This window comes from Terrihabitans soli, assembly GCF_014191545.1.
GTDB lineage: Bacteria > Pseudomonadota > Alphaproteobacteria > Rhizobiales > Methylopilaceae > Flaviflagellibacter > Flaviflagellibacter soli.
This window is the reverse complement of sequence record NZ_AP023361.1, coordinates 2,787,349-2,803,955: the sequence shown is the minus strand read 5'-3', so window position 1 is coordinate 2,803,955 and position 16,607 is coordinate 2,787,349. Positions and strand designations below refer to the sequence as shown.

Genomic DNA, 16,607 nt, shown 5'->3' with positions numbered 1-16,607 from the left:
CTCGCATCCCGGACAAGCTGCACGCAGTGCAGCGCAGAGCCGGGATCCAGGATTAAAGTGCGGCGAAGCCGCTCTCATATCTGGGCCCCGGATCACGCGATGCGCTTCGCGCACGCGGTCCGGTGAACGTTAAGCCGCCAAGTCAGCCACGACCGCGTCGAGCACCGGAAAGCCTTCGACGGTCACGGTGATGCGGCCGGGCGAGGGGCGCGTGACCAGCCCATGCTTTTCGAGATCGGCAATGCGCTCGGGATCGAGTCTGTAGCCGGCGAGCCGCTCAAACCGTTCCACATCGATGCCTTCCGAAAGACGCAGCCCCATCAGAAGATATTCATCGGCGACTTCGACCGTATCCAGCAGCTCGTCGACGATGACGCCATGGCCGGTCTGTTCGACGCGCGCCGCCCACATTTCCGGATTGCGTTCGGTCGAGAAGGCGTGGCGTCCATCGTTCATGCCGATGCGCGAATGCGCGCCCGGGCCGATGCCGGCCCATTCGCCGGAGCGCCAGTAGACGAGGTTATGACGCGATTCCGCGCCGGGCCGCGCATGGTTTGAGATCTCGTAAGCCGGAAGCCCGGCCGCCGTCGTGACCTCTTGCGTCACATCCCAGAGCGCGCGCGCCGTTGCCTCATCGGGCAGAACGAGTTTTCCCGCCGCATGCAGCGCGTGATAGGGCGTGCCTTCTTCGATGGTCAGCTGATAGAGCGATAAATGCTCGCCCGCACGCTTCAGCGCCTCAGAAAGCTCGCCGCGCCACATCTCCGGTGTCTGGTTCGGCCGCGCATAGATCAGATCGAAGCTTGAGCGCTCGAAGGTCGATTGCGCGATGCCGATGGCTTTGATCGCTTCTTCGGCATTGTGCAGACGGCCGAGGCGTTTCAGCTCCTCGTCGTCAAAGCTTTGCACGCCCAGAGACACACGATTGATGCCGGCGGCGCGATAGCCGGCAAAGCGTCCCGCTTCGACGCTCGAGGGGTTGGCCTCCAGCGTGATCTCGGCTTTCGCATCGAGGCCCCAGGCCTTCGCAATCGCGTCGAGGATCGTTGCGACCGTCGAGGGTTTCATCAGGCTCGGCGTGCCGCCGCCGAAAAAGACCGAGCCCACCGGGCGGCGCGGCGACAAAGCGTGGAAGTAGGAAATCTCGCGCGCGAACGCCGCGGCGAAGCGCTCCTCATTTACCGGCTCATGGCGTACATGCGAATTGAAATCGCAATAGGGGCATTTGGCGGCGCAGAACGGCCAATGCACATAGACGCCGAAGCCGGGATCGAGGGTCATAGGCGCGGCTCCGCGAAACAGCGTCCGGCCAGCGCGATGAAGGCGCGGGCGCGGTGCGACAGACCGTGGCCCTCTTTCCAGTCGACGCCGTGTTTCTCGTCGGCGCTCATTTCGCCGAAGGTGCGGTCGTGTCCTTCCGGCAGGAAGACCGGATCGTAGCCGAAACCTTCCGTGCCGCGCGGCGGCCAGACGAGCGTGCCGAGCACGAAACCTTCGACTTCATCGCACTCATCGCCGGGCCGTGCGAGGCAGAGCGCGGCGATGAAGGCGGCGCGTCTTTGCGGCGGTTCGACGGCGCCGCGCGCGTGAAGCTCGTCTTCGATGCGCTGCATGGCGCCCGAAAAGTCCTTCTTCGGCCCGGCCCAGCGCGCCGAGAAAATGCCGGGCGCGCCCCAGAGCGCCAGCACGGCAAGACCGCTATCGTCGGCGAGCGCCGGAAGTCCCGAGGCGTTTGCTGCGGCTTCCGCCTTGATGCGGGCATTTTCGGCGAAAGTCGTGCCGGTCTCGTCGGGCTCCGGCAGGCCGAGCTCGCCGGCGGAGGTGAGGTCGAGCCCGAACGGCTTCAGGAGTTCGCGGAATTCCCGGAGCTTGCCGTCATTGTGCGTTGCGACGACAAGGCGCGAGCCGGGAAGCAGCAGGCTTGTCACGCCACCGCCAGCTTTTGCAGATCGACGAGTTTGGCAACGCCCTGTTTGGCAAGGCCCATCAGCGAAAGAAGCTCCTCTTCCGAGAACGGCGCGCCTTCGGCGGTGCCCTGCACTTCGACAATGCCGCCGGACCCCGTCATGACAAAGTTCGCATCGGTCTCCGCGACGCTGTCTTCGGCGTAATCGAGATCGAGCACCGGCACGCCGTGCGAGATGCCGCAGGAAATCGCCGCGACATGATCCTTCAAGGGATTTGCCGGGATCATCTGGCGCGCGATCATCCACTGGAAGCAGTCGTGCAGCGCAACCCAGGCGCCGGTGATCGAGGCGGTGCGGGTGCCGCCATCGGCCTGGATGACGTCGCAGTCCACGGTGATCTGGCGTTCGTTGAGCGCGGTAAGATCGACGACGCTGCGGAGCGAACGGCCGATCAGGCGCTGGATTTCCTGCGTGCGGCCCGAAGGCTTCCCGGCCGTGCTTTCGCGGCGGGTGCGCTCATGCGTTGCGCGCGGCAGCATCGAATATTCCGCCGTCACCCAGCCTTTGCCGGAGCCGCGCAGCCAGGCCGGCGCGCGCTCTTCGACGGAGGCCGTGACGATGACATGCGTCTCGCCGAATTTGACGAGGCACGAGCCTTCGGCATAGCGCGCGACGCTGCGCTCGAGGGAGACGCGGCGCATTTCGTCGGGCGCACGATTGGACGGGCGGGCCATTGGGTTCTGCCTTTATCTATGAGGGCTCTGTTTGCCCCAGCGGGCTGCGCCGGGCAAGGGCAGGCTTCTGGGGGCCTTAATGCCCCCCGGGCCGCATGCGTTTCTTCACTTCGGCCCGGCCCTCGTCATAGCGCTCGACCCAGGCGCGGGCGAGAATGGTCACAACCGCAAGACTTGCGAGCACGGTTGCGGCGGCAAAGGCGCCGACGGCGTTATAGTCGTGGTAAAGCAATTCGATATGCAGCGGCAGCGTATTGGTGACGTTGCGAATATTGCCCGAGACGACCGACACGGCGCCAAATTCCCCCATCACGCGCGCATTGCAGAGAATGGCGCCGTAGAGCAGCGCCCATTTCACGTTGGGCAGCGTGATGAACAGGAACATCCGCCAGCCCGGCGCGCCGAGGCTGAGCGCCGCTTCCTCATCGTCCGAGCCCTGCACCTGCATCAAGGGAATGAGTTCGCGCGCCACGAAAGGCGCGGTGACGAACATCGAGGCAAGGAAAATCGCCGGCACAGCAAACATGATCTTGATGCCGAGTTCTTCCAGAGTGGGACCGAACAGGCCTTGAGCGCCATAGACGAAGAGATAGGCGACGCCGGCAATGATCGGCGACACCGAGAACGGAATCTCGATCAGGGTGATCAGAAGGTTCTTGCCGAAGAACTCGAAGCGCGTCACCGCCCAGGCTGCGGCAATGCCGAAACCGATATTGATCGGCACGACGACGATCGCCGTCAGAACCGTCAGCCAGATGGCGTGAAGCGTCGCAGGGTCTTTCAGGTTCTGTGCATACACGGCAGCGCCCGCCGAGAACGCCTGAATGAAGATAATGGCGAGCGGCGCGACCAGAATGAACAGAGTGCCGATGACAACGCCGCCGATGATCAGCCCCTTGGTCAGCGGCTTGTCGCCGACGCGGTTCTGCGCATGCGTGCGGTGGGGCGGGATGCGTTTGAATTCCATCAGTCGCCCCGCCCGACATAGCGCAGGTGCCAGGACTGCAGCATGTTAGTGACGGTCAGCAGCAGCAGCGCCGAAAGCAGCAGCGCGGTCGCGATTACCGCCGCCGCCGGATAATCGTATTCCTCAAGCCGGATAAAGGTCAGGAGCGCGGCGATCTCCGAATAGTTCGGCTGATTGCCGGCGATGAAGATGATGGCGCCGAATTCGCCGATGGCGCGCGAGAACGCGAGCGAACAGCCGGCGAGAAAAGCCGGAAAGATCGCCGGGAAAATCACCGCGCGGAAAATCCGGAAATCGCTCGCGCCGAGCGAGAAGGCGGCTTCCTCGACCTCGGGTCCTATATCTTCGAGCACCGGCTGCACCTGGCGCACGACGAAAGGAAGGCTGGTGAACGCCATGGCGGCCGCGATGCCGAGGGGCGTGAAGATCACTGTGATGCCGAGATGATCGAGCGGTGCGCCGAACCAGCCGTTTTTGGCAAAGAGCGCGGCGAGGGCGAGGCCGGCGACTGCGGTGGGCAGCGCAAACGGCACATCGACCAGCGCATCGAGCACGCGCTTTCCCGGAAATTCGTAGCGCGCCAGAACCCAGGCGAGAGCAAGGCCGTAAATGGCGTTGAAGCAGGTCGCCGCCAGCGCGCAGAGAAACGTCACGCGGAAAGCCGAAAGCGTGCGCGGGCTTGTGAGGATCGCGAGGAACTGATCCCAGCCGATATCGAGCGCTTTCAGCACCAGCGCCGTCAGCGGCAGAAGGACGATGATCCCGAGATAGACAAGCGTCACCCCGAGCGCGAGCGGAAAGCCCGGCAGGATGCGGCGTTTGCGGAAGGGAAGGGAGAACCCGGCCATTGCGGCGGTGCTTAACCGCCTCGGACGGAATAAGCCAGTTAGACCTCTCTCCCGCACCGCTGAGGCGCGGGAGAGAGAAAAATACTCGTTACTTCGCGACGAAGACCTGATCGAGCTTGGCGCCGGAGGCAAAGTGCTCCGCCTGCGCCTTGTCCCAGCCGCCGAACACGTTTTCGACCGTCAGGAGGCGCACGGCCGGGAACTCGGCCTTGTGCTTCTCGGCGACGGCTTCGTCGCGGACGCGGTTGTTGAAGCCGGCAATGATCTCCTGGCCTTCCGGCGAATAGAGATAATCGAGATAGGCCTTCGCCAATTCCTTGGTGCCGTGCTTGTCGGCGAACTTGTCGACGACGGCGACCGGGAATTCAGCGACAAGGCTGACCGGCGGCACGACGACAGTGAATTTGTCGGCGCCGTACTGCTTGATGACGGCGGCGGTTTCCGCCTCGAAGGTGATCAGGACATCGCCTGTTTCACGCTCGACAAAGGTCGTCGTCGAAGCGCGGCCGCCGGTGTCGAACACCGGCACGTTCGACAGCACCTTCTTGATGAAGGCGTCGGCCTTGGCGGTGTCGCCTTTGTATTCTTCGAGCGCCCAGGCATAGGCGGCGAGATAGGTGTAGCGCGCATTGCCCGAGGTCTTCGGGTTCGGGAAAACGGGCTTCACGTCGTCACGGGCGAGATCGCCCCAGTTCTTGATGTTCTTCGGATTGCCGGCGCGCACGACGAAAGCCGGCAGCGAGTAGAACGGCGAGGCATTGTGCGGGAAGGCCTTCTGCCAGTCCTTCGACACCGCGCCGCCTTTGGCGAGGAGGTCGATATCGGTCGACTGGTTGAAGGTCACGACATCGGCTTCGAGACCTTCCAGGATCGCGCGGGCCTGTTTGGAAGTGCCGGCATGCGACTGGTTGATCGTGACGTCCTTGCCGGTCTTGGCCTTCCAGGCCTTGGCGAATTCGACATTCACGGCGGCGAAGAGCTCGCGGCCGACGTCATAGGACGCGTTGAGAAGGGTATTGGCATCCTGCGCCCGGGCGGGGGCTGCGAGGGTGAGCGCGACAAGGGCCGCGGCGGCAAACAATTTCATCGGATCCTCCAAGATCAAGGACCGATATAGGCCTTCGGCCGGCCAATTACCAGAATTAATTTGCTGTCTAAATTAATTCACAAATCAAGAATGCAAAATCTTGGACAGGAAGAGCTGGGCCCGCTCGCTGCGCGGCTTTCCGAAGAAATCGTCCTTCTTGGCGTCCTCGGCGATCTTGCCCTGATCCATGAAGATCACCCGGTTCGCGACCTTTTTGGCAAAGCCCATTTCATGGGTCACGACCATCATGGTCATGTTCTCCTTGGCGAGCTGCACCATGATGTCGAGCACTTCGGTGATCATTTCCGGATCGAGCGCCGAGGTCGGCTCGTCGAACAGCATGGCGATCGGGTCCATCGCGAGGGCGCGGGCGATCGCCACGCGCTGCTGCTGACCGCCGGACAATTGGCCGGGAAATTTCTCCGCATGCGCTTTCAGCCCGACGCGGTCGAGCAGGGCCAATCCCTTGGCGCGCGCCTCTTCATGGCTGCGGCCCAGAACCTTCGTCTGCGCGAGGATGAGATTTTCCGTCACGCTGAGATGCGGGAAGAGTTCGAAGTTCTGGAACACCATGCCGATGCGCGAGCGCAGCTTCGACAGATTGGTTTTGCGGTCGTTGACCTTGATGCCGTCGACGTGGATCTCGCCGCTATTGATCGTCTCAAGCCCGTTGACGGTTTTAATCAGCGTGGATTTACCGGAGCCCGACGGTCCGCACACGACGACGACTTCGCCTTTCGACACGGAGGTCGTGCAGTCGTCGAGCACTTTGAACGTGCCGTAGAACTTATCGACATGCGAAATTTCGATCATGGGGCGATCCTCAGCGCGGCACCGAAATGCGGGCGTGCAGGTTTTTGACGAGCAAAGACAGGCTGAACGAAATCAGGAAGTAGACGATCGCGGCGAAAATATACATTTCGACGAGACGCCCATCGCGCTGCGCGACTTTCGAAGCGGCGCCGAGAAAATCCGTCAGCGACAGCACATAAACGAGCGATGTGTCCTGGAAGAGGACGATGGTCTGCGTCAGCAGCGCCGGCAGCATGTTGCGGAAAGCCTGCGGCAGAACAACGTTCCACATCACCTGGCCATACGTCATGCCCATCGCATAACCGGCCGCGACCTGTCCCTTCGGTATGGACTGAATGCCGGCGCGCATGATCTCCGAGAAGAAGGCGCCTTCGAACAGGATGAAGGTGATGAGCGTCGAATAGAAGGCGCCGACCTTCAGCGGCGCGGACGCGCCGGTGATCCATTGGCCGATATAGGGGACGAGAAAGTAGAACCAGAAAATGACGAGCAGGAAGGGCAGCGACCGCATCAGGTTCACATAACCTGTCACCGGCAGCGCGAAGGCCTTCGGCGCCGAGATGCGGATCATGGCGAGGATCGTTCCGAAGATCAGCGCGCCGGTCGCCGCGAGAACCGTCAGCGTCAGCGTGAACTTCATGCCGACGAAGAAAAGATAAGGGAGCGACCGTTCGATAACGCCGAAGTCGAAATTGTCGAACATGGCTCAGCGCTCCGCGATCATGCCGGGAATGGCGGCGCGCCGCTCGATCCAGCGCATGCCGGTGACGACGAAGAAGTTGATGAAGAGATAGAGCAAGGTCGCCGCGGTGAAGGCCTCGAACACCTGGAAGGAATATTCCTGCATCGAGCGGGCGCGGGCGGTCAGTTCGAGAAGGCCGATGGTCAGCGCCACCGAGGAATTCTTGATGAGGTTCAGGAATTCGGAGGTCAGCGGCGGCAGCACGACGCGGATGGCGCGCGGCAAAATTACATAACGGTAGGACTGCAACAGGCCGAGGCCGAGCGCCCGCGCCGCCATCAGCTGGCCGCGCGGCAAAGACGCGATGCCCGACCATGTCTGCACGGCAACGCGCGCCGAGGTGAAAAGTCCGAGGCCGACAATCGCGGTATAGACCGGCGCGTTCGGCAATTGCTTCAGCCAGTTCCCCCACGCGGTGGGCAGAAGTTCCGGCAGGACGAAGTACCAGAGGAAAAGCTGAACGATGATCGGGATGTTGCGGAAGAGTTCGATGTAGGCGGAGGCGAAGCCTTGCGCCCATTTCGACGGCAGCGTGCGCAGAACGCCGATCGTCCAGCCGAACGCGAGCGCGACAATCCACGCCAGCAGCGACACGATGATCGTGAATTTAAGGCCCGACAGAAGAAGATCGAAATAGGTGCCGCCGCCTTCCGGCGAGAGCTCCCAGAAAATCGACCAGTTCCAGTTATAGTTCATGAGATAGAGCCGGATATGCCGGGCGCTGTGGCGCCCGGCATTTTCTCATGCGCGGAAAAGATCGCGCGTGTTTTCGGCATCAGGACTTGTAGTCGTCCGGATTGCCCGAGTCGGTCGGCTTGTCGATCACCTTCTGGAAGATCGGACCCAGCGGCACGTTCAGGATGATGCCTTTCGGCGGGATCGCCTTGGTGAACCACTTGTCGTAAATACCCTTGATCTCACCCGAAGTGTAGATCTTGGTCATCGCATCGTCGACGACTTTCTTGAAGGCGGTGTCGCCAAGCGGCAGCATGATGCCGTAAGGCTCGACCGACAGCGGATCACCCGTAATGACATAGGCGGCCGGGTCCTTCGAGTTCGCCGCAAGGGAAGCGAGCAGGATGTCGTCCATCACGAACGCGGCCGCGCGGCCGGTTTCGAGCATCAGAAACGCTTCCGCGTGGTCCTTTGCCGGCAGGATCGTCAGGCCGAGATTTTCAGCCGTGTTTTTCTCGTTGAGAAGCTTCAGGCTCGTCGTGCCCGAGGTCGAGACGACCTGCTTGCCCTTCAGGTCGGCGAGCGAAGTGATGCCGTCCGCCTTCTTCGACAGGATGCGGCTTGCCGTCACGAAATGCGTGATGGTGAAACCGACCTGTTTCTGGCGTTCGAGATTGTTCGTCGTCGAACCGCATTCGAGATCGATCGTGCCATTGGCGATCAGCGGAATGCGCGTGGCCGATGTCACCGGATTGAGCGCGACCTTGAGATCGGGCGCTTTCAGTTCGGTCTTCACCGCATCGACGATCTCCAGGCACAGATCCATGGCGTAGCCCACGACCTGCTGCTTGTCGTCGTAATAGGAGAACGGCACGGACGACTCGCGATGGCCGATGGTGATCGTTCCGCTGTCCTTGATCTTCTTCAGCGTATCCGTCTGGGCCAGAGCCGGCCCGGACAACAGCGCAAAGGCTGCCGCCAGAAGAGGAAGGTGTTTAACGCGCATAATTTCCTCCATGTGCGCCGGCGTTTTTGTTTTGCCGGCGCTCGGGTCACCCCCCGGCTTCCCACAGGGATCGTGCCTGTGTTGGCCGATCCTTGTCCATAGATAGAAAGCTAGGGCGCTCTCACGCCTGCGTCATTGGGAGGTCTGCGCTTTTTCCGGGATCAATCCCGCCTCGCGGTAGTAGCGTTCGGCTCCCGGATGCAGCGGAATGCCGAGGCCTTTGGCCGCATTCTGGCGAAGGATGCGTTTGCCCTTGGCGTGGCCGTTGTCGAGCAGTTTGCGGGTGTTGTCGTTCCACAAAGCGCGCGTCAGGCCGTAAATCAGTTCTTCATCCTGTTTGGCGGTGGTGACGAGAATGGCGCTGACGCTCATCGTCGAGATTTCGCCGACGCCTTTATACGTGTTCGCGGGAATCTGGTCCCACGAGAAGAAGGAATAGCGCGTCAGCGCCTTCTCGGCTTGTGCGCCGGTGATCGGCACAAGGTCGATGGCGGTCAGATTGGCGAGTTCGGCAATGGCCGCAACGGGCGCGCCGCCGATGAAGAAAAAGGCGTCGATCTCGCCCGCCGCGAGTTTTTTGCCCGACAGGTCCGGCTTCAGATATTCCGGCACAATATCGCGTTCCGACAGGCCGAACGCGGCAAGGATCAGCCGCGCATCGGGAAGCGTGCCGGAGCCCTGCTCGTCCATCGAGACGCGCTTGCCCTTCAGATCGGCCACCGAGGCGATGCCCGATCCCTTGCGGACGACGAGATGGACGCTTTCCGGATAGAGATTGGCGATGCCGCGCAGATCGGGCGCCTTGTCCCGGCCCTCGAACACGCCGCCGCCGGTATAGCCCGAATAGGCGACGTCCGATTGCGTAAAGCCCGCTTCGAGCCGGCCGGCCTGGATGTCGTTCACATTGGCGATGGCGCCGTTCGAGGCGATGGCGATAGCGACAAGGCCGGGCACGCCGCAGGCGCCGCCGGCTTCGCAAGCCCGGCTGCCGGGCGGGGCGGACACGGCATTGGCGATCAGCCCGCCGATCGGAAAATAGGTGCCGGCCGTTCCCCCGGTGCCGATCCGGAAGAATTTCATCTCCTGTGCCGCGGGCACAGAGAGCATGCCAATAGCGAGCAGCCCCGCGAGCGCGAGCCGCAGGGCACCTTTGCGATAAGTCACGGGTTTTAACCCCCCACGGGTCTCAAACGCCGGCCCCCCGGCCGACATAGGTAAATGTTCGCATGCCGGGCCTCCCCGCACAACTGGCCGTACAGGACAGGGTTTCCCAAGGCTTGATCGGAAACCCCAAGCGCATGACATTCGGATCGTGACCCCACGCGTACCCCCACTGGATACCGGCTTCGGCCTGCCCCAGCTCAATGAACGGTCGCGGGAAATATTCCGCCAGATCGTCGACAGTTACCTCGCGACCGGCGAGCCTGTCGGCTCGCGCAATATTTCGCGGTTCCTCACCGCGCCGCTGTCGCCGGCCTCGGTCCGCAATGTCATGGCCGATCTCGAAGGGCTCGGGCTGATCCAGGCGCCGCACACCTCCGCCGGCCGCCTGCCGACCGAACTCGGTCTGCGGTTCTTCGTCGATGCGATGCTTGAGATCGGCGAAGTGTCGGAAGCCGAGCGCCGCACCATCGAAGCCAAAGTCGCGGGCGCCGGCATCGGCCGTTCGATGGACGATGTTTTGGGCCAGGCCTCGCAGCTTCTCTCCGGTCTGTCGCGCGGCGCGGGCGTCGTGCTCGCCTCCAAGCAGGACGCACGGCTCAAACATATCGAATTCGTGCAGCTTGAGCCGCGGCGCGCGCTTGTCGTCCTCGTCGGCGAGGATGGCTCGGTCGAAAACCGCATCGTGCCGCTGCCGGTCGGATTGCCGGCCTCGGCGCTGACGGAAGCCACGAATTTTCTCAACGCACGTATTCGCGGCCGAACGCTGCTCGAAGTGCGCGCCGATATCGAGCATGCGCGTGAAACGGCGCGCGGCGAACTCGATTCCATTACCGCGTCGCTTGTCGACGCAGGGCTTGCGAGCTGGGGTGCGGGCGAGGGCGCGGATCGAAGATTGATCGTGCGCGGTCAGGCAAATCTTCTCGAGGATCTGAAAGCGATCGAGGATCTCGAGCGCGTGCGTCTTTTGCTCGACGATCTTGAGGGTAAAAAGGAAGTGATCGAATTGCTCGGCCGCGCCGAGACGGCGGACGGCGTTCGCATTTTCATCGGCTCGGAGAACAAATTGTTCTCGCTGTCCGGCTCGTCGATGATTGCGGCGCCCTTCCGCGACGGGCGTCAGAACATTGTCGGCGTTGTCGGCGTCATCGGTCCGACGCGTCTCAATTATGCGCGCGTGGTGCCCATGGTGGATTACACGGCCAAAGTCGTCGGCCGGCTTCTCGGCGAGGGCTGAGGCCCTCGCCGTGTATATACATCAGTGCAGGCTCACCGTTTCGAGCTCGTTCTCCCAGGCATTGGCAATCGCCGCCTCTTTGGAGTCGGTCAGGAGAATGGGCGTGCCGTCCGCGCCGAGCAGCGCGAAAAGTTCGACACCGGGCGCAAGGTCAGGCGCCTCAGGAAACAGGCGGTTGATCTCGTCCGACTGCATGGTCTTGACGTAAGCGATCTTGCCGCCGCCCAGACCCGCGAGCTGTTCCGCCGTGATGAAGCGCTCGGCGGCAGCGTTTTCGACCTTGTGGATCATCTCAACTCAACCTCTCTGGCCCGCTTACGGGCGGGCCGCAATGTCGATTCTGCGGACTACAGGCACAGCCTGGGGCCGGACAAGATCGACGGTCAACAGGCCATTGGACAGATCGGCGGCAAGCACCTCCATGCCCTCGGCCAGAACAAAGACGCGCTGGAACTGGCGCGCCGCAATTCCGCGATGCAGGAAGATACGCTCGGTCTCTTCCGTTTGACGCCCGCGGATCACGAGTTTTCCCTCTTCAAGAGTCACGCCAAGTTGCTCGGCGGTAAACCCGGCTACGGCTAAAGTTATACGCAGCCTTTCGGGTTCGTCCCCGGACGCAGCAAACCGTTCCACATTATACGGAGGGTAGCCGTCACCGCCCTTGGCCAAACGATCGAGCATGCGCTCGATGTTCTCGAAACCCAGAAGAAGGGGGCTCGAAAGCGCCGGACGTGACATTCGCTAAAGCCCTCCTCGGAAGCGGCTTTTTTGACGCGGACCCGGAAAGAGGCGTCTCGCTTGAGGCATAGATGGGGGGTGGGGCGGGCTATCGCAAGCGTCCCCCCGGGGAGGCGTCCTCGCCCGTCTGCAACCCTGGATCTTCGGCGGATTTCGCTGTTTTTTGGCCCCAGGAGCGGCCGGTTTCAGGCCGATGGGCCAAAAAGTTGCGTATGTACGCCGGGCGCCCTAAGCCGCGCCGCGCGTCATCGCGGTGCTGACTTCGCCATAGAGCGAAATCCAGGCGGCGCGGACATCGGGTGTAAAGCGCGCTGCGAGTTCGGTTTCGAGCGCCTCGATCAAAGCTTCGCCCACCGGCCCATAGTGATCAGAGATAACGCCGTAATTTGCATGCCGCGAGCCGAGATGGCGCGGCACCCCGGCGAAGACGTCCGGCCGGTCGAGCGAGCCGACCAAGGTTGCGATCATGTTCATGAACTTCATTTTCTGCTCCTGCATATCGCTGCGGAACAGGGCGCGCGTTTCGGGCGCGCGGGCAAACAGCCGGTCGTAAAAGAAATCGGCAAAGCCGGAGCTGCCGAGAATGACGTCCGAGGTCTGTCGGACGAGTCTGATTTCATCTGGTGTCATGCACACCAAGCTTACACGGCGGGGGATGGTTCGCGCTACAGGCAGCGGCAGGCGGGCGTCAGGCCGAACCGTCGAATTTGGCGCGGCACTGCTCGACGTTTTCGGCCGGCACCTTCATCGCATCCGGGGCCTCGAACGGGCGATTTTGCTGCGGGAAGGGCATGTAAGTGTCTTTGGACGTATCGAGCGCGTCGTGCCACGCGCTCCAGTGCTGGCGGTATTTCAGCCGTACCGGTGACAGGGCGCCATTGATGAAGCCGGACCGCGGATTGTTCGTCAGGCTCGTCGGGTTGTCGAAATAGATGAGCGTCGGCTTGGCGAACTCGGCGAAGCGCTCCCCGAAAGCGATCTTGCTTCGGCTCAGAAGCTCGCTGTCGGCGGCGAATCGGACGGTGTCCCAGGAACCGAGTCTTTTATCGAAATCTTCTTTGAGGAACATCGCCGAGACGTGGCTCGTCTTCAGCACGCCGTCATGGGATTCCGGAGTGCCGTCGTTTCCGAGTTGCGAAAACTCGCCCTTCTTCGTCATGCGTATGGCGCGCATCACGACGCCTGCCAGCTGATGGTCGCGGATCGCCGAAACCTGCATCTCGATGCGCTGGGGATGGGCCCAGTCGTCGGCATCGTGGGTGGTGATGAACATCCCGTGGCTTTGAGTCACCGCAAGGTTTCGGGATCCGTACGGGCCGATATTTGCGGGATTGCGGAACACGCGAATGCGTCCGTCTTGCTTCGCCAGAGTCTTGACGATCTGGTTCGTCCTGTCGGAGCTTTTGTCATCTATGACGATGATTTCGATGTTTCGCCACGATTGCGCGAGCAGCGAGCGAAGCGCGGTTTCGACGGTTTCCTCGGCATTGAATGCCGGCATGATGATGCTGACGAGCGGCCCGTCCTCGACATAGTTGGGCGGCGTCGAATGAAGCCGGAAAAATCTATCCCGCTTCGGCCCTTTCAATTCGATCGGCGATATTCCGTAAGGATGCAGATAGAGATTGAGATGATGCAGCCATCTCTCCTCACTCTGCAGAAAATGATTGGCCAGGAGAATATTGCCGGCGGCCTGCGCCGGAGGGCCGCCGAACTGCGCCAGAAAATTAAGTGCGGATTGAATGTCCCGCCGGCCGACTTCGGCGGCCTTTGTGAGGACATCGCGCGATGGCGCGGATGAAGAGCCGGAGGCGCTCCGAGGCGGGATGGCCGTCATGCGTGTCGGATCGGACAAGATTATATGTGTGCCGAGTTGCGCTGGGCGCCGACGTTAATCCGGCGCAAGCCCAGCGTCGAGGCTGTACGTTCTGCGCCTTCAACGCCGCCGCGGCGGACGATCTCGTCCTGAAGATTTTGGAGAAATGGTGGAGCCAGGCGGAATCGAACCGCCGACCTCTTGAATGCCATTCAAGCGCTCTCCCAACTGAGCTATGACCCCATTCCATTGCTGCCGGCAATTGGGATTGCCGGCAGGGCGCCCCGGGCCGAAGCGGCCCGAAGCGGACGCGTCTAAGACCACAAAAGAGCGGTTACCTCAAGCTTCTTCCTCACCGGGCAGTTCGCCGTCGATGAGTTCTGCGGCGTCGACCTCGTCATCCTCGTCTTCTTCGAGGAAGGTGTCGTCGTCGTCGTCGGCATCCGGAATTTCTTCATCGACGACATCGATATCGTCGGCGGCTTCCTTCTTGCCGGTCGTCGTTTCTTCCTCGTCGGCCTCATCGAGGCTGATGACCTCGACTTCCTCCTCGGCCACGACCTCTTCGGCCGGGACGGGAACTGCCGCCTTGGGTTCGGCGCGGGAGGCGCGGCTTGCGACCACCGGCGCGACCGGGACCACCATGCCCGTATAGGGCGAGATGATCGGGTCTTTGTTCAAATCGTAGAATTTGCGCCCCGTCGTCGGACAGACGCGCTTGGTTCCGAGTTCTGCTTTGGCCACGGAAAGTCCACCGCTGATTGATGATTGGCGCGCTTCCTGACGCGCCCGCCTGGGACTGTCAAGTAGAGGGGTGAAGGCATGGCGGCAAGGCCCATGCTGTGCTAGAGGCGGGCCGCTTTCAGAAATCATTAAAGACCCGGCCGAACCTTGTCGCACAGCCACAATCCCGCGCCCCTTATCGGGCACCGTGCCGCCGGCCTGAAAGGCCGCGTCCGGGTGCCGGGGGATAAGTCGATCTCCCACCGGGCGCTGATATTCGGCCTTCTGACCCGCGGCACGACCGAGATCGAGGGGCTTCTCGAGGGCGAGGACGTTCTGGCCACCGGCCGCGCCTGCACCCTGCTCGGGGCCAAAGTGGAGCGGGTCGGCACGGGCGCCTGGCGGGTCGCGGGCACCGGCATCGGCTCTCTCCTGCCGCCCAAGGGCGTGCTCGATTTCGGCAATGCCGGGACCGGCTCGCGCCTGATGATGGGGGTTGTTGCCGGCCACGGCATCACCGCGACCTTTGACGGCGATGCCTCGCTGAGGAAGCGTCCGATGCGCCGGGTGCTCGATCCCCTGGTGAAAATGGGCGCCGAAGTCGTCGAGCAGGCCGAAGGCGGCCGCCTGCCGCTGAAGCTTGCCGGCGCCTCGGATCCGATCCCGGTTTCATATGAAACACCCGTCGCCTCGGCGCAGGTGAAATCGGCCGTCCTGTTCGCCGCGCTGAATTCGCCCGGCACGACCACGGTGATCGAAAAGGAAGCAACGCGCGATCACACCGAAAAAATGCTCGCCCATTTCGGCGCCGACATCAAAGTCGAGCCGCATGGCCAGCACGGGCGCAAGATCACGCTCAAGGGCCGCCCGGAACTTCATCCCAATAAAGTGATCGTTCCGGCCGATCCGTCCTCGGCGGCGTTTCCTTTGGTCGCCGCGCTGATCGTGCCCGGCTCCGACATCGTCATCGAAGGCGTGATGGACAATCCGCTGCGCACCGGGCTCGTGACGACGCTGCTCGAAATGGGCGCCAATATCGAATTCACCAATCGCCGCACCGAAGGCGGCGAAAGCGTCACCGATCTGCGCGTCACCGCCTCCGATCTGCGCGGCGTCGATGTGCCGGCCGACCGCGCCCCGTCGATGATCGACGAATTCCCGGTGCTCGCCGTCGCCGCCTCCTTTGCCAAGGGCACGACGCGCATGCGCGGCCTCTCCGAACTGCGCGTCAAGGAAAGCGACCGCCTCGCCGCCGTTCATGCCGGGCTGATCGCCAATGGCGTGGATGCGCAGATCGAGGGCGATGATCTCATCGTCCATGGCGGCGCGGTCCGCGGCGGAGGTGAGGTTGCGACCCATCTCGACCATCGCATCGCCATGAGCTTCCTTGTGATGGGCCTGGCCTCGCAAAGCCCCGTCGGCGTCGATGACGGCACGATGATCGCGACCAGCTTCCCGACCTTCGTGCCGCTGATGGCGGCGCTCGGCGCCGAGATCCTGCCGTCATGATCGTTGCGATCGACGGGCCGGCGGCCTCCGGCAAGGGCACGCTCGGCAAGCGCATCGCCAGGCATTATGGCCTCGCCCATCTCGATACCGGGCTGCTCTACCGCGCCGTCGCCTATCAGCTCATTCAGGCCGGCAAGCCGCTGACCGACGAGGCGGAGGCGGCCATCGCCGCCCGCAAGCTCGATGTCGAGACGCTGGACGACGAGACCCTCCGGGGCGCCGAAATGGGGGCTGCGGCCTCCAAAGTTGCGGCCTTTCCGGGGGTCCGGGCCGCCCTTGTCCAGCTGCAGCGGGCCTTTGCCGCCCGGCCCGAGGGGGCCGTGCTCGACGGGCGCGATATCGGCACGGTTATCTGCCCGGATGCCGATGCCAAGCTGTTTGTCACCGCCTCGGCCGAAGAGCGGGCCAACCGCCGGTTCAAGGAACTGGCCTCGAGGGGCGATCCCATCACTTTTGACGAGGTTCTGGCCGATATCCGGGCCCGGGACGAGCGGGACACCAATAGGGCGGTTTCCCCTCTGAGGCAGGCTGAGGACGCAGCCTTGCTCGATACCACTAAAATGGATATAGACGCGGCGTTCCGGGCGGCTGTTGCCATTGTCGACGCCGCGACAAGCTGACGGGCTCCATTAAGCCCCAAGACT

Annotated in this window: 19 protein-coding genes and 1 tRNA gene; 3 read left to right on the top strand and 17 right to left on the bottom strand. The window is 62.7% G+C overall.

The genetic code is table 11. The features are described from left to right. Positions 1 to 129: 129 nt before the first annotated feature. The 11 genes from hemW to IZ6_RS14430 all read right to left on the bottom strand — a co-directional run bounded on the left by hemW (position 130) and on the right by IZ6_RS14430 (position 9,943). Positions 130 to 1,281: a radical SAM family heme chaperone HemW gene (hemW, locus tag IZ6_RS14480; protein WP_222875744.1), complete on the bottom strand. Its 1,152-nt coding sequence runs from the start codon at positions 1,279 to 1,281 to the stop codon at positions 130 to 132. Continuing rightward, positions 1,278 to 1,928: an RdgB/HAM1 family non-canonical purine NTP pyrophosphatase gene (gene rdgB, locus IZ6_RS14475; protein WP_420825557.1), complete on the bottom strand. Its 651-nt coding sequence runs from the start codon at positions 1,926 to 1,928 to the stop codon at positions 1,278 to 1,280. Before rdgB ends, hemW begins: the two co-directional genes overlap by 4 nt. Continuing rightward, positions 1,925 to 2,641, bottom strand: a complete 717-nt coding sequence (rph, locus tag IZ6_RS14470; protein WP_222875743.1) for a ribonuclease PH — start codon at positions 2,639 to 2,641, stop codon at positions 1,925 to 1,927. Before rph ends, rdgB begins: the two co-directional genes overlap by 4 nt. Before the next feature lie 76 nt (positions 2,642 to 2,717). Beyond that, positions 2,718 to 3,608, bottom strand: coding sequence for a sulfate ABC transporter permease subunit CysW (gene cysW, locus IZ6_RS14465; protein ID WP_222875742.1), 891 nt, complete (start codon positions 3,606 to 3,608; stop codon positions 2,718 to 2,720). Continuing rightward, on the bottom strand, positions 3,608 to 4,456 hold the full coding sequence (gene cysT / locus IZ6_RS14460; protein WP_222875741.1) for a sulfate ABC transporter permease subunit CysT: 849 nt from the start codon (positions 4,454 to 4,456) through the stop codon (positions 3,608 to 3,610). Before cysT ends, cysW begins: the two co-directional genes overlap by 1 nt. An 88-nt stretch (positions 4,457 to 4,544) precedes the next feature. After that, on the bottom strand, positions 4,545 to 5,543 hold the full coding sequence (cysP, locus tag IZ6_RS14455) for a thiosulfate ABC transporter substrate-binding protein CysP (RefSeq protein WP_222875740.1): 999 nt from the start codon (positions 5,541 to 5,543) through the stop codon (positions 4,545 to 4,547). 84 nt (positions 5,544 to 5,627) lie between these two features. Then, positions 5,628 to 6,356 (bottom strand): amino acid ABC transporter ATP-binding protein, encoded by a 729-nt coding sequence (locus IZ6_RS14450; protein WP_222875739.1) that lies wholly within the window; start codon positions 6,354 to 6,356, stop codon positions 5,628 to 5,630. Between the two features lie 10 nt (positions 6,357 to 6,366). Next, complete coding sequence (locus IZ6_RS14445; protein ID WP_222875738.1) at positions 6,367 to 7,059, bottom strand: amino acid ABC transporter permease; 693 nt, start codon at positions 7,057 to 7,059, stop codon at positions 6,367 to 6,369. Positions 7,060 to 7,062: 3 nt separating this feature from the next. Beyond that, the gene (locus IZ6_RS14440; RefSeq protein WP_222875737.1) at positions 7,063 to 7,794 is read right to left on the bottom strand and encodes an amino acid ABC transporter permease; all 732 of its coding nucleotides are present in this window, start codon (positions 7,792 to 7,794) and stop codon (positions 7,063 to 7,065) included. 79 nt (positions 7,795 to 7,873) lie between these two features. Next, positions 7,874 to 8,779: an amino acid ABC transporter substrate-binding protein gene (locus IZ6_RS14435; RefSeq protein WP_222875736.1), complete on the bottom strand. Its 906-nt coding sequence runs from the start codon at positions 8,777 to 8,779 to the stop codon at positions 7,874 to 7,876. 132 nt (positions 8,780 to 8,911) lie between these two features. Beyond that, a complete protein-coding gene (locus IZ6_RS14430) occupies positions 8,912 to 9,943 on the bottom strand; it encodes a TAXI family TRAP transporter solute-binding subunit (RefSeq protein WP_225873921.1) in 1,032 nt (343 codons plus the stop codon). A gap of 145 nt (positions 9,944 to 10,088) precedes the next feature. Here IZ6_RS14430 and hrcA point away from each other — a divergent pair, with 145 nt between their 5' ends. Beyond that, entirely contained in the window at positions 10,089 to 11,177 is a 1,089-nt protein-coding gene (gene hrcA / locus IZ6_RS14425) for a heat-inducible transcriptional repressor HrcA (protein WP_222877646.1), read from the top strand. Positions 11,178 to 11,198: 21 nt separating this feature from the next. On the opposite strand, the gene IZ6_RS14420 is transcribed toward hrcA, so the two are convergent. From IZ6_RS14420 to IZ6_RS14395, 6 genes are all read right to left on the bottom strand, one after another. Further along, positions 11,199 to 11,468 (bottom strand): BQ00720 family protein, encoded by a 270-nt coding sequence (locus IZ6_RS14420; RefSeq protein WP_222875734.1) that lies wholly within the window; start codon positions 11,466 to 11,468, stop codon positions 11,199 to 11,201. A gap of 24 nt (positions 11,469 to 11,492) precedes the next feature. Beyond that, on the bottom strand, positions 11,493 to 11,915 hold the full coding sequence (locus IZ6_RS14415) for an Hsp20 family protein (RefSeq protein ID WP_222875733.1): 423 nt from the start codon (positions 11,913 to 11,915) through the stop codon (positions 11,493 to 11,495). Between the two features lie 228 nt (positions 11,916 to 12,143). Then, positions 12,144 to 12,545: a globin domain-containing protein gene (locus IZ6_RS14410; RefSeq protein WP_222875732.1), complete on the bottom strand. Its 402-nt coding sequence runs from the start codon at positions 12,543 to 12,545 to the stop codon at positions 12,144 to 12,146. A 58-nt stretch (positions 12,546 to 12,603) separates the two neighbouring features. Continuing rightward, positions 12,604 to 13,770 carry a glycosyltransferase family 2 protein gene (locus tag IZ6_RS14405; RefSeq protein ID WP_222875731.1) on the bottom strand — a complete coding sequence of 389 codons (1,167 nt, stop codon included), beginning with the start codon at positions 13,768 to 13,770 and terminating at the stop codon, positions 12,604 to 12,606. A 128-nt stretch (positions 13,771 to 13,898) separates the two neighbouring features. Next, a tRNA-Ala gene (locus tag IZ6_RS14400) sits at positions 13,899 to 13,974 on the bottom strand. Between the two features lie 96 nt (positions 13,975 to 14,070). Beyond that, a complete protein-coding gene (locus IZ6_RS14395) occupies positions 14,071 to 14,475 on the bottom strand; it encodes a TIGR02300 family protein (protein WP_222875730.1) in 405 nt (134 codons plus the stop codon). A 147-nt stretch (positions 14,476 to 14,622) separates the two neighbouring features. On the opposite strand from IZ6_RS14395, the gene aroA reads away from it, so the two are divergent. Continuing rightward, positions 14,623 to 15,963, top strand: a complete 1,341-nt coding sequence (gene aroA / locus IZ6_RS14390; protein ID WP_222875729.1) for a 3-phosphoshikimate 1-carboxyvinyltransferase — start codon at positions 14,623 to 14,625, stop codon at positions 15,961 to 15,963. Continuing rightward, positions 15,960 to 16,583, top strand: a complete 624-nt coding sequence (gene cmk / locus IZ6_RS14385) for a (d)CMP kinase (protein WP_222875728.1) — start codon at positions 15,960 to 15,962, stop codon at positions 16,581 to 16,583. Before aroA ends, cmk begins: the two co-directional genes overlap by 4 nt. Positions 16,584 to 16,607 lie beyond the last annotated feature (24 nt).

Excerpts from the sequence above, each read along its gene's own strand:
- cysT (WP_222875741.1), bottom strand. The coding sequence starts at position 4,456 with ATGGCCGGGTTCTCCCTTCCCTTCCGCAAACGCCGCATCCTGCCGGGC.
- IZ6_RS14420 (WP_222875734.1), bottom strand. The coding sequence starts at position 11,468 with ATGATCCACAAGGTCGAAAACGCTGCCGCCGAGCGCTTCATCACGGCG.
- cysP (WP_222875740.1), bottom strand. The coding sequence starts at position 5,543 with ATGAAATTGTTTGCCGCCGCGGCCCTTGTCGCGCTCACCCTCGCAGCC.
- hemW (WP_222875744.1), bottom strand. The coding sequence starts at position 1,281 with ATGACCCTCGATCCCGGCTTCGGCGTCTATGTGCATTGGCCGTTCTGC.
- IZ6_RS14415 (WP_222875733.1), bottom strand. The coding sequence starts at position 11,915 with ATGTCACGTCCGGCGCTTTCGAGCCCCCTTCTTCTGGGTTTCGAGAAC.
- IZ6_RS14445 (WP_222875738.1), bottom strand. The coding sequence starts at position 7,059 with ATGTTCGACAATTTCGACTTCGGCGTTATCGAACGGTCGCTCCCTTAT.
- cmk (WP_222875728.1), top strand. The coding sequence starts at position 15,960 with ATGATCGTTGCGATCGACGGGCCGGCGGCCTCCGGCAAGGGCACGCTC.
- IZ6_RS14410 (WP_222875732.1), bottom strand. The coding sequence starts at position 12,545 with ATGACACCAGATGAAATCAGACTCGTCCGACAGACCTCGGACGTCATT.
- IZ6_RS14440 (WP_222875737.1), bottom strand. The coding sequence starts at position 7,794 with ATGAACTATAACTGGAACTGGTCGATTTTCTGGGAGCTCTCGCCGGAA.
- IZ6_RS14450 (WP_222875739.1), bottom strand. The coding sequence starts at position 6,356 with ATGATCGAAATTTCGCATGTCGATAAGTTCTACGGCACGTTCAAAGTG.
- IZ6_RS14435 (WP_222875736.1), bottom strand. The coding sequence starts at position 8,779 with ATGCGCGTTAAACACCTTCCTCTTCTGGCGGCAGCCTTTGCGCTGTTG.
- rph (WP_222875743.1), bottom strand. The coding sequence starts at position 2,641 with ATGGCCCGCCCGTCCAATCGTGCGCCCGACGAAATGCGCCGCGTCTCC.
- cysW (WP_222875742.1), bottom strand. The coding sequence starts at position 3,608 with ATGGAATTCAAACGCATCCCGCCCCACCGCACGCATGCGCAGAACCGC.